The 11,834-nt window shown below is 66.2% G+C and carries 10 protein-coding genes; 6 read left to right on the forward strand and 4 right to left on the reverse strand.

Annotation, left to right across the window (positions count from 1 at the left end; all coding sequences use genetic code 11):
• Positions 1-383 precede the first annotated feature (383 nt).
• From CHB65_RS14450 to CHB65_RS14470, 5 genes are all read left to right on the forward strand, one after another.
• Positions 384-2,777 (forward strand): amino acid permease, encoded by a 2,394-nt coding sequence (locus CHB65_RS14450; protein ID WP_089385741.1) that lies wholly within the window; start codon positions 384-386, stop codon positions 2,775-2,777.
• 96 nt (positions 2,778-2,873) lie between these two features.
• On the forward strand, positions 2,874-3,377 hold the full coding sequence (locus CHB65_RS14455) for a DUF367 family protein (protein ID WP_089385742.1): 504 nt from the start codon (positions 2,874-2,876) through the stop codon (positions 3,375-3,377).
• Positions 3,378-3,479: 102 nt separating this feature from the next.
• Positions 3,480-5,036 (forward strand): HU family DNA-binding protein, encoded by a 1,557-nt coding sequence (locus CHB65_RS18090; RefSeq protein WP_218818960.1) that lies wholly within the window; start codon positions 3,480-3,482, stop codon positions 5,034-5,036.
• 117 nt (positions 5,037-5,153) lie between these two features.
• Entirely contained in the window at positions 5,154-6,341 is a 1,188-nt protein-coding gene (locus tag CHB65_RS14465) for a cystathionine gamma-synthase (RefSeq protein ID WP_089385743.1), read from the forward strand.
• 71 nt (positions 6,342-6,412) lie between these two features.
• On the forward strand, positions 6,413-7,351 hold the full coding sequence (locus CHB65_RS14470; RefSeq protein ID WP_089385744.1) for an alpha/beta fold hydrolase: 939 nt from the start codon (positions 6,413-6,415) through the stop codon (positions 7,349-7,351).
• A 29-nt stretch (positions 7,352-7,380) separates the two neighbouring features.
• On the opposite strand, the gene CHB65_RS14475 is transcribed toward CHB65_RS14470, so the two are convergent.
• The gene (locus CHB65_RS14475) at positions 7,381-7,878 is read right to left on the reverse strand and encodes a CBS domain-containing protein (RefSeq protein ID WP_089385745.1); all 498 of its coding nucleotides are present in this window, start codon (positions 7,876-7,878) and stop codon (positions 7,381-7,383) included.
• A gap of 146 nt (positions 7,879-8,024) precedes the next feature.
• Between CHB65_RS14475 and CHB65_RS14480 the strand changes: the two genes are divergently transcribed.
• Entirely contained in the window at positions 8,025-8,291 is a 267-nt protein-coding gene (locus CHB65_RS14480; protein ID WP_143420442.1) for a hypothetical protein, read from the forward strand.
• 10 nt (positions 8,292-8,301) lie between these two features.
• Here CHB65_RS14480 and CHB65_RS14485 read toward each other — a convergent pair whose 3' ends face one another.
• The 3 genes from CHB65_RS14485 to CHB65_RS14495 all read right to left on the reverse strand — a co-directional run bounded on the left by CHB65_RS14485 (position 8,302) and on the right by CHB65_RS14495 (position 11,705).
• Positions 8,302-9,486, reverse strand: a complete 1,185-nt coding sequence (locus CHB65_RS14485) for a TIGR04347 family pseudo-SAM/SPASM protein (protein ID WP_089385747.1) — start codon at positions 9,484-9,486, stop codon at positions 8,302-8,304.
• Entirely contained in the window at positions 9,483-9,920 is a 438-nt protein-coding gene (locus tag CHB65_RS14490) for an Htur_1727 family rSAM-partnered candidate RiPP (protein ID WP_089385748.1), read from the reverse strand. The genes CHB65_RS14485 and CHB65_RS14490 overlap by 4 nt, the downstream gene beginning before the upstream one ends.
• Positions 9,921-10,394: 474 nt before the next feature.
• Entirely contained in the window at positions 10,395-11,705 is a 1,311-nt protein-coding gene (locus tag CHB65_RS14495; RefSeq protein ID WP_089385749.1) for a phosphoribosylamine--glycine ligase, read from the reverse strand.
• Positions 11,706-11,834: the final 129 nt, after the last annotated feature.

Here is an 11,834-nt window from a genome sequence, read left to right on the forward strand (position 1 = left end):
GATATGAGTAACGGTCGTTTGGCAAGGCCAGTAGCCTACTTGTTCAACCAAACCTCGGGGCGTTTCGCACCGAACGAACAGGCGGGTTGCAAACCGTAATATCCCAACGCTCGGGAATCCTCGCGCTTCAGCGCGGGGAGGATGTCAACTCCGTCCCGCAGCCGATCCGTTTTTATACGATACCGGCACACGCGTTCGTATGAGCGACGGTGGCGTTACGGATCGAACGACACCGGGACCGGGGACAGACCCCCGACAATAACTGACACTGATTCCATGTATTCGATAATAAACGGACCGGCGGGACGGGTATCGACGATGCGATCGCAGGGCATGACCGACGGCTTTTTCAACTGGATCGCGGATCTTCACGGGCATACATCATGAGCGACGAGGAACTCGCGAAGGACCTCGGGCTGGTCTCCGCGTTGACGATCGGGATCGGCACGATGATCGGCGCGGGGATCTTCGTCCTTCCGGGGGTCGCCGCGCAGGAGGCGGGCCCCATCGTCGTCGTCTCGTTTCTGATCGGCGGGTTCATCGCCCTCGTCAACGCGCTTTCGGTCTCCGAGTTGGGGACGGCGATGCCGAAGGCGGGCGGCGGCTACTACTTCGTCAACCGCGCGCTCGGACCGATGTTCGGCTCGATCGCGGGGCTTGGCGACTGGCTCGGGCTGGCGTTCGCTTCCGCGTTCTACTCGATCGGGTTCGGCCAGTATCTCGTGTCGTTCGCGGGGGACGCCACCGTCGCGCTGCCGCTTCTCGGCACCATCGCGCTCATTCCGTCGTTCGATCTCGGCTTCTTTACGATCACCCAGATCCAGATCGGCGCGCTCATCGCCGGCGTCATCTTCGTCGGCGTCAACTACGTTGGCGCGAAGGAGACCGGAGGGATCCAGACGATTATTGTCACCCTCCTGCTCCTCATTCTCGGTGCGTTCGCGATCGCAGGCTGGTTCTCGTTCGATTACGGGACCATCGTCGGCGACGGCGGCTGGGCCCCCACCCCCGAGGGCTACGGGGCGATCCTGCCCGCCACCGCGCTCGTCTTCGTTTCCTTCTTAGGCTACGCGAAGATCGCGACGGTCGCCGAGGAGATGAAAAACCCCGGCCGGAACCTCCCGATCGCGATCATCGGCTCGGTCCTCATCGTCACCGTCATCTACGGCATTCTCGTGACGATCATGCTCGGCGTCGTCCCGTGGACTGAACTCGACCTCGATGCGCCGGTCGCACAGGCCGCCGAGGTCGCCTTCCCGGCCGAGCTGTTCGGTATCGGCGGCGTCGCCGCGGCGGCCGCCACGATCATGACCCTCGGCGCGCTGCTTGCGACCGCTTCGTCCGCGAACGCGTCGATCCTCTCTTCGGCCCGGATCAACTTCGCGATGGGCCGCGATAAGATCGTCACCAACTGGCTCAACGAGATCCACCCGCAGTACTCGACGCCGTACCGGTCCATCCTGCTCACCGGCGGGATGATCATCTTCTTCATCATCCTTCTTGGACAGGACCTCGCGATCCTCGCACAGGCGGCGTCGGTGCTCCATCTCATCGTCTATGCCCTGATGAACGCCGCGCTCATCGTTTTCCGTGAGGCCGACGTCCCCGAATACGATCCCGACTTCACCGTCCCGTTGTATCCGCTCACACCGATCGCGGGGATCGTCCTCTCGCTCGGGCTGATAGGCTTTATGAGCCCGGTCGAGATCGCGCTGTCGGCGGCGTTCGTCGTCGGCGCGGTGCTCTGGTACTTCCTCTACGCGCGCGGCGAAACGACCCATCAGGGCTATCTGGGTCAGTACGTCCTCGACCGGGCCGACGAGATGCCCGATGCGGCGGTCTCGGCGGCCGAATCCGTCCAACCGGACAAGACCGACTACCGGGTGATGGTGCCGCTCGCGAACCCCCGAACCGAGAGCGAGCTGATCGAGTTGGCCTCGATCATGGCGAAGGCGAACGACGGGATCGTCGAGGCGGTACACATCGTTACGGTCCCGGATCAGACGCCGCTGTATGCCGGCGCGGAGCACCTCGAACAGATCGACGCCGAATCCGATCGCCTGCTCGAATCGGCCCGTGAGAGCGCCGAAACGCTCGATGTCGAGGTGGAGACGAAGACCGTCATCTCACACCGGTCGTTCGAGGAGATCTTCGATGCGGCCGCGACCGGCAACGCGGATCTCGTGGTGATGGGGTGGGCGAACCAGCCGTTCTGGTCCTCCGGGACGACCTCCCGCGGGCTCGACGAGCTCACTCGCCAGCTCCCGTGTGACTTCCTCGTGTTGAAAGACCGCGGCTTCGATCCGTCACACGTGCTCGTGCCGACCGCCGGCGGATCCGACTCCGACCTCTCCGCGGAGGTGGCCCGTGTGCTCCGTGACGGCCGTGGATCGGAGATCGAGCTGCTGTACGTCGTCGACGACGAGGCGAAGCGTGCGGCCGGTGCGGAGTTCCTCGGCCGCTGGGCACAGGAACACGATCTCGGGAACGCGAACCTCTCCGTCGACGTCGACGGCGACGTCGAGGCAGCGATCGCTCGGCGCTCCCGTGACTCCTCGATGGTGATCGTCGGGGCAACGGAGCGCGGGCTGCTCTCGCGGCTGTTCAGCGGATCGCTCGTCTACGACATCGTGAACGAGGTCGACACCTCGGTGCTGCTCTGTGAGCGTCCGGACACCCGATCGCTCTGGCAGCGGCTCCTCGGACGTGGATCGGCGGCGAAACGCGAGCACGAGACGGTGACCGCGGAGGATGCGACGGCGACGGACGACGACTGATCGGCGGGAGCGAACCATGACTTTCGGCGATCGTTTCACACGTCCACCCGGAGCGGGTCCCGTATCGCTTATAAGCACCAGCGTCCGACACCCGCCGTGGAGCTTCACGTCCGGTACGAGGGTGATGACGACCCCGCGAAGTGTACGGCGCGCAAGCTCGCGCGGTTCGACCTCGCGACGCTGCACCGGTCGGATCGGGCGACGCCGTACGGCGTGGTGTTAAACCCCCACGCGGAGCGGGCGCTCTCGCCCGCCGACGCCGACCTCGCCCACGAGGGGGCGCTCGTCGCGCTCGACTGTTCGTGGGAGTCCGCCGGCGAAAAGCGGTTCTCGCTGCCCGGCGAGCACCGGGCGCTGCCGTATCTCCTCGCGGGCAACCCGGTCAACTTCGGTCGGCCGATGCGGCTCACCACCGTCGAGGCGTTCGCCGCCGCGCTCTCGATCCTCGGCGAGCCCGACGCGGCCGAAGGAGTCCTCTCGAAGTTCACGTGGGGGGAGACGTTCCTCGAACTCAACGCCGAACCGCTCCGGCGATATGCGGACTGTGCGGACTCCACCGCGGTGGTGGCGGTGCAGGAGGAGTATTTAAACCGGGGATGAGCCGCTCCGGCGGCCTGCCACGATTCGGGTGCGTAGGTTGGCGTCCGTTGATCGTTGGCTCCTATTTTAAGCCCTCAGAACGCGTATATATGCCGATCTATCATGCACGTCGTCGTCGGTCGGGATAGGGATGTGAACGGTCGCCCAGTGGGCGTGAACGCGACCGAGCGACGGGGGATTACCCGTCGCAGCGTCCTCGCTGCCGCCGGGCTGGCGGCCGCCACGTCGATGGCCGGCTGCGTCGATCGTGCCGCGGCGAGGGTCACGAAGACGACGTCGTCGCCCACGGCGGCCATGAGCGGCGCGATGCTCGGTTTCCGCCAAGGGGCCGAGACGGCCTCCGTCTACGACCTCGGTGCGTGGGCCATCGAACACGTCCCGGCTGACGTTCGCGCCACCGCGGGGTCCGTCTCGGGCTCCGTCACCCTCGAGGGGTGGCTCACCGACGGCGATATCGTTTCGCCGGCGAAGAACTACAACTCCACCCGGTCGAACCGGCGAAAGAACGCGGTCGTGCCGTTCGACGACGCCGATGAGGGCGGTGATGACAGTGAGGACAGCGAGAACGACGTGGCCGACGCAGACCGCGTCTCCGAGGCGTTCGCGGCCGACATCGACGCGCTCTATACGTATCTCGACGACGAGCCGACCCTCGGCGAGCGCCTCTGCGTCTGTCTGCCGGACGCTCGCCTGCCGCGCGGTGGCCCCGCCGTCGCCGATGAGGTGACCCCACGCCGCGTCATCCAGTACCTGACCGGCGAGGCCGCCCGTTGTGGCGTCGACGACGAGGGGGCGCTCTGGTGTTGGGGGAGCGGCGACTCCAGCCGGCAGCAAACGACGTTCTCGACGGACGTCGACGGCCGTCGCCGGGTGGCCGCGTTTGCGACGAGGGAGGGCGTCTGCGTCGCGGGTGTCGCCCCCGACGCCGATGGGGCGTCCGAGGAGCTCGCGATCGTTCCGACGGCGGCTGACGGCTCGGTTCGTTTTACCGTCGAGGATGCCGATATGGACGGTTGGGGTGAGGAGATAGTCGTGGGCGATGTCGCGATCACCTCAACGATCGTCTGCCCGATCGTGGTGCAGCCGATCGACGCGCCCGTCCCGTTCTATGCCCTGCTGTCGCTCACGCGCTGCCGTCACGAAGACGAGTACCTGTACGTGTGTGGCTGGCTGATCGACGACGCGGCGGTTCAGTACGACTCCTGTACGCTGCTCGCCGCCTCCGAGGTGTGTCCGGTCGTCGGGATCACCCCGGAGGAGGCACGGGACACGGACGCCGCGCGCCGGGTGCTCCAGGGTGTGGCCGCGCAGGCGCGCCGCCGTGAGCAGGGTGCGGTCGTCTACGACGGCCCGATCGACGACGGCGCGCTTCGGCACCTCCCGGACGCGCTCGCCGAGGGCGACGGGCTGGACGGCGTCGTCTCGCTCGTCACGTCGAGCAACCGCTCCGCACGCACGGGACGCAATCCCCAGACCGGAAAGGAGATCCAGATCCCGGCAAAGAACGTACCTACCGGCTCGGAGGAGGGAACCGAGATGCGATGTCTGCTGACGGCGCTCGACTGCCCCATCGTCCACCTCGTCGAGGCGGACGGGATCGAGCGGTCCGCGAAGATCGAGGGGTTATCGTCGTTGACCTCCGTGGGCCAGCGTTCGTAGCGATCGGGGGGACGCGATCGCCGTCGGAGGTGACCCTCGCCGGCTTATAACCATCCGAAGCCAGCGGCGGCGGCTGGAACGAAAAGAGTCAGGACGCCGGGCGGCGAGGAACCGAACATGGACGATCAACGCCGGACCGACGGCGGCATCGACGACGCCCGGATCGAGACGCGCGCCATCCACGCCGGCCAGGAGCCGGACCCGGAGACGGGCGCGCTGATGACGCCCATCCACGCCAACTCGACGTATGAACAGGACGGCCCCGGCGACCACCGCGGCTTCGAGTACTCACGAACGGGCAACCCGACCCGGACGGACCTCGAGGAGAATCTTGCCTCACTTGAATCCGGGAGCCACGCCCGCTGTTTCGCCTCGGGGATGGGCGCGATTAACACCGTGTTAAACCTCCTCTCGGCGGGCGACCACGTCGTCGCCGGCGACGACGTCTACGGCGGTACCCACCGGATCCTCACGCAGGTGTACGACCAGTACGACATCGAGACGACGTTCGTCGACACGACAGACCTCGATGCGGTCCGTGAGGCCGTCCGCGAGGAGACGGCGCTCATCTGGATCGAGACGCCGACGAACCCGCTTATGAACGTGAACGACATCGCGGCGCTCTCGTCGATCGCCGCCGACGCCGACGCGCTCTGTGCGGTCGACAACACGTTCGCGACGCCGTATCTCCAGCGGCCGCTCGAACACGGCGCGGATATCGTCGTCCAATCGTTGACGAAGTACCTCGGCGGCCACTCCGACGTCATCGGCGGGGCGTTGATCGTCGACGACGCCGACCTCGACGAGCGGCTCGGGTTCTATCAGAACTCGGTGGGTGCGACGCCCGGCCCGTTCGACTGCTTCCTCGTGTTGCGCGGAACGAAGACGCTGCCCGTTCGAATGGATCGCCACTGCGAGAACGCCGCGGCGTTGGCCGAGTGGCTCGACGCACACGAGGACGTCGACCGTGTCTACTATCCGGGGCTCGACTCACATCCACAACACGAACTGGCCGCCGAACAGATGGACGACTTCGGCGGGATGCTCTCGTTCGCGTTCGACGGTACCTTGGAGGAGGCCTCCACCGTCGTGCGCGAGACGGAGGTGTTCACGCTCGCGGAGTCGCTCGGCGGCGTCGAGAGCCTCATCGAGCAGCCAGCGGCGATGACACACGCCGCGATCCCGCGTGAGGAACGGCTCGCCGCGGGGCTCACCGACGGCCTCATCCGCGTTTCGGTCGGCATCGAACACATCGAGGATCTCAAAAAGGATCTTCAGACGGCGTTCGAGGCGGCTCGCGAGTAGGCCGCTTCCGTCATAATCGGTTCACGGCGGCCGCTCGTAGTTATTTATTCTCGGCGGTCGATCAACCGCGTATGACCGAGGTCCCGATCGACGTCACCCCGAACGTGTCGATCCCATCGGACGAGATCCCGGAAGACGTGCCGGGCGAGTCGCGGATGATCGAGACGAACGGCGTCCGACTGCACGTCGTCGAGGCGGGACCGTCGGACGGGGAGCTGGTCGTTCTCCTCCACGGGTTCCCCGAGTTCTGGTACGGCTGGCATCGCACGATCCGTCCGCTCGTGAACGCCGGCTACCGCGTCGTCGTGCCCGACCAGCGGGGATACAACCTCTCTTCGAAGCCCCCGCGAGTCGCCGACTATCGGATCGACACGTTGGCTGCGGACGTCGTCGGTCTGATCGACGCCTATGATCGGGAGACGGCCGCGGTCGCCGGCCACGACTGGGGCGCCGCGGTCGCGTGGTGGCTCGCGCTGCATCACCCGGACCGGCTCTCGGATCTGATCGCGGTCAACGTCCCGCACCCGACGGTGTTCAAAGAGACCCTCCGCCGGTCGTGGGACCAGCGGCTCAAAAGCTGGTATATCCTCGCGTTCCAGCTTCCCAAACTGCCCGAGGCGGTCGCGCGGGCGGGCGGCTGGCGGCTCGCGACCCGGGCGTTACGCGACAGCAGCCTCCCCGGGACGTTCAGCGAGGAGGATTTCAGGCGGTACCGACGGGCGTGGGACCGCGAGGGGGCGTTCGAGGCGATGGTGAACTGGTATCGGGCGATCGTCCGGGACCGGCCGACGCCCGCCGAGACGCGCGTGTCGGTGCCGACGCTCGTGATCTGGGGGGCCGGCGACCGGTTCCTCCGGAAGTCGATGGCCACCCGGAGCGTGGAGTACTGTACGGACGGTCGGCTCCTCACGATTCAGGGGGCAACACACTGGGTCGTCCACGAGGAGCCCCACCGGGTCGCCGACGCGATCATCGAACAGGTCGAACCGTTCCCGTCGCGTCCGAAGTGAGCCTCAGCGTGGGACCACGGACACGCGGATCACCCCTCCATCCGCCGTTCGTGAAACGCCCGGATGACGTCCTGTCTGGCGATCAGTCCGACGAGGGCACCCTCGTCGTCGACGACCGGGAGCCGGTTGATGTCGGGGTCCGTTGAGGAGAGAAGCGTGAGGACTTCATCGACGTCGGTCCCCGGCGTCACCGTCGCGGGATCCGTGCTCATCACCTCGCGGATCGGTCGGTCGGCGTTGCGGACGAGGTCGACGCCGAGGTCGAGGTCGCGCCAGGGCGGTTTGATCTGGTAGGTGAGCGTGTCGACGAACGGCGGGAGCCCGATCGGGATCCAGAGCGTCTCGTCATCGGCTTCGAAGAGGTCGACGAGGTCCGACTCCGTGATCACTCCCACGACGGTGCCGTCTGCTTCGACGACGGGGAAGCCTGAAAAGGAGTGACGGGCGAACTTTCGAAAGACCTCGGAGACGTCCGCATCCGCTCGAACCGTCACGACGTCTTCGACCATCAGATCACGTGCCTGCATGGACGCGACGTCGTCCCCGCGGCTGGTAGGTGTTTCGCTGGTGTTTGGACTCCGATTCGAGTGACACGGGCGCATGACCTTCATGATTTAAAAAACTAAAGGAATGAAGGGATGGAGGAAGGGCGGTGTGGTTCGTCTTGGCATACATGAGCGAGTCATCACACTCCGACGACCCCTCGAATCGATCGGCGGACTCCGAAGCGGCCGCGCGGCGGTCCGAACGAACTGAGCGCGAGGAGCTACCAGTTCCCGTCGCGACAGTCGAGGAGACGCCGGTCCCCGTTCCGGCGATGGACGAGACGGCCGTCGAGCTCGTCCGCGACGCCATCGGCGTCGCCAGGGGTGAGTTCTCCGATGAACGGTTCTCCGAGAAGTATGGGATCGTTCCGCAAGGCGATCCCGACCCCGAGTGACGCGGAACGGTCAGCCCGACGCCCGTTCGGCCTCGGTTAAGTAACACTTCGGGTCGGGCGCGAAGGGATCGCCGTGGACGGCGAGCGCACGGAGTCGCGAGCCGCCACGACAGATATCCCGATACGCACATCCCTGACAGCGGCCCGTGAGATGGTCCTCCCGCTCGCGAAGCCGTGCCAGAAGCGGGTTCGACTCGTCCGACCAGATCTCGCCGAACGGCCGGTCCTTGACGTTCCCAAGCGCGTATCCCTGCCAGAACTGTGTGAGGTGGACGTTGCCCACGGGGTCGACGTCGGCAACTCGCTCGCCGGTCGGATCGCCGCCGTTACGTTCGAGATATCGCCGGACCCGCCCTGCGTGTTCCTCGCCGAACTCCCGACGGGCGTACTCGACGAGGTAGCCCGCGTCGGCGTAGTTGCCCACGAGCAGCGTCTCGATCTCCTCGCCTTCGTCGTGGTACTCGCGGGTGAGCGTACAGAGCCGGTCGACGGCCTCGCGGGTCGCTTCCGGGGAGAGGTCGGCGTCGGCGACCTGTGCGCCCCGCCCGCCGTAATCGAGGTGATAAAAACAGAAGCGGTCGACGCCGACGTCGACGAGGAGGTCGACGACGCCTTCGAGGTCGGCGACGTTGTGCTCGGTGATCGTGTAGCGCAGCCCCGTCTTCACGCCGACGTCGAGACACGCCTCGATCCCCCGAACCGCCGCGTCGAACGCGCCCTCCTGCCCGCGGATCCGGTCGTTCCGTGCCCGGAGTCCGTCGACGGAGATGCCGGCGTATTTCAGCCCCGACTCCTGCAGCTCGCGGACGCGTTCGCGGGTGAGCAGCGTTCCGTTCGTCGAGAGCACCGGCCGGAGGCCGTTGTCGGCGGCGTGTGCGACGAGTTCGGGCAGGTCCTCGCGGACGAGCGGCTCCCCGCCCGAAAAGAGGACGACCGGGGCCCCGAACTCGGCGAGGTCATCGAGCAGCGCCTTCCCCTCCGCCGTCGTCAGTTCGCCCGGTGCGCCGGTGTGGTCGGCGGCGGCATAGCAGTGTTCACACCGCAGGTTACACCGCTTCGTCGTGTTCCAGACGACGACGGGCCGCCGCTGGCGCTTCTCCGTGATCTGTGGTTTCGATGACTCGTCGGCGGCGTCGTATCGGAGGCCGTCGCCCTCGGCGTCGAGCCCGCAGAGGAGTTTGCTCACGGAGATCATCTGTCGGAGCCTCCATGGTTCGTCATCGGCCGCCCATCGGTTTCGTCGTCGCGGTCGTCCTCCGGAACGACGCCGCCACAGCGGACGAACGGGGTGCCTTCGGTCTCCTCGCGGACACGCGGCTCCTCGGTCGACCCGGACGTTTGGGCCGTCCCGTCCCCGTTTTGTGGCGGATCGGCGGACTCCGCCGATCGACCCAACCGCTCGGCGGAGTACCGGTGTACCTCGGCCGCGGGCGTCACCCAGATGTCGCGAGCGTACCACCCGAAGAGCTTGCTCGCCTCCTCGTGGGCGACGTCGGGCGTCGGCGCGGCCACCGTTCCGACGTGTCGCATCGGGTCGGGCGCGTCCTCGCGGAGGAACACCTCGAATCGACGCCCATCCGCCGAGCGTGGTCCACACTCGCCGCCGTTCCGGTTCGTCTTTTCAACCATATCGCCTCTTATCCTCCACCCCGCAACCCCATTTCGCGCGTTCCCAACGACTGAAACGCCCACCGAACGTGTTCGGGTCGATATATTGGCCCGACGTTCCCGCGGCCCACCGCGGGCCGCCCAGTGGTAATCGACCACATACTACACGAACGTTTATGATATACGGGGGTGTCGGTCGGGGTGTGCCACCAGTAGTACACGACTGAGACCGCTCCTACGTTCACGCGAACCGCCGGCACGGATGCGCCGGACCCCGAGCGGGGACCGATCCCCGAAGCGACGTTCGAAACGCCCCCGGATCACGAGGAGGATCCGTCGCTTCCCGACGGCTCGACGGCCGTCGCGTCCGCGCCCCGGCCGTTCGACCCGACCGACACGACCCGCCTTCCGAACACGGCGGACGCCGAGAACCGATACGCGGGGTCGCTTCATGTGAGGTGACCCCAGCGCCAGCAATCGCCTTGTGTGAGCCGCTCAGGGGCCGAGGTACCCCCACGCCTGTAAGCGGTCCCCGTCGCCGTCGATCCAGCGCTCGCCGATGTCGTCGCGGTAGTACATGTTCGGCATCACGATCCCGTCGATCCGGCGATAACACTGTTCGCGGGCGGCACCCATCGTGTCGCCCTTGCCGGTGACGACGATGGGCATCCCGTTCTCGCCGGCGACACGCCACTGGCCGTCGACCCGTTTCGCGTCCTCGATGTGGATCCCCTCGTGGCCCTCAGTTCCGAAGACGACGGCGGCGTTGCGGGAGCTCTCGTCGTAGGTTTGCTCGTCGTCGAACGGGAACGGCGGCAACACGACCCGGACGGCGACCTGATAGCCGTTGTGGACCTCGAAATCGGGCACCTCACCGCGTGCGAGGGCGGCGAAGAACTCGCCGGTGGACGATTCGATCGACTCCTCCTGTACGGCGATGGTTGGATAGCCGAACCTCGGCGTGAACTCCAACGGATAGATCCCGTCCTCGTTGACGATACAGTTGATGTCGATGCTGCCGACGTAGCCCTCCTCGGCGAGCCAGTCCGCAAGCTTTCCGAGCGTTTCTTTAAATAGTCTATTCTGGCCGGCCCAGAACATCGAGGTCCCCATCTCGCCGGTGGACGGCCCGATGTTGCCGGGAAAGAGCTTCTTGTGCTCGAAGTTGAAGTTCACCCGGTCGATGAACCGTTCGCCGTTGAAAAAGCCGCAGATGGCCACCTCGACGCCCTCGACTTTCCGCTGCAGCTGAAAGCCCTTCATCCGGTGGCCCCACGCCTTTTTATACGCCTGTAGGACGTCGACGACGTCGCTGCCGTCGTCCTCGTTGCCGACGTAGAGCAGCCGTTTGACGTTCTGTACCTCCCCGAGCGGTTTGATGACGTACGGGGCCGGGTGCTCCCGAACGTGAGCGATCCCGTCGTCGAAGTCATGGAAGCTATGATGGTCGATCGTGTCCACACCGTGGTTCTCCAGGACCGCCATCGCGTAGCCGCGGTCCTCCTCCAGCCTGTCGGTGTTCTCCGTCCCGCCGATCACTGCCTTCCCCGCCGCTCTGAGCTCCTCCGCGAGCGCGCCGGTGCCGATGTCGCCGCCGACCCAGATGTCATCGAAGACGATCACGTCGGCCCAGTCGACCTCCGCGCGCCAGTCGTCGGTTTTGGGAACGAATCCGTCGCCGATCTCCCGATCGCTTTCGGCCGCGATGAAGTATTTGACCTCGTAGCCCTCCCGGTGAACCTGCCAGGCGAGGTCGGTGATCAGCGCCGAGTCGGCGGAGACGAACAGAAAGTGCGTCGCGTTCATGCACCCGTCTCTCATGGGGTCTACTTAAATACGAGCCGGCGGCTCCGACGGCGTCGCCGTGGATCGTGTGTCGCTCTGGCTGGTTGACGCGTGCGTAAGCGATCGTGAGCGCTCGGCACCCGTGTTTAT

Origin of the sequence: Halorubrum vacuolatum (assembly GCF_900188065.1) — an archaeon.
Classification (GTDB): Archaea; Halobacteriota; Halobacteria; order Halobacteriales; family Haloferacaceae; genus Halorubrum; species Halorubrum vacuolatum.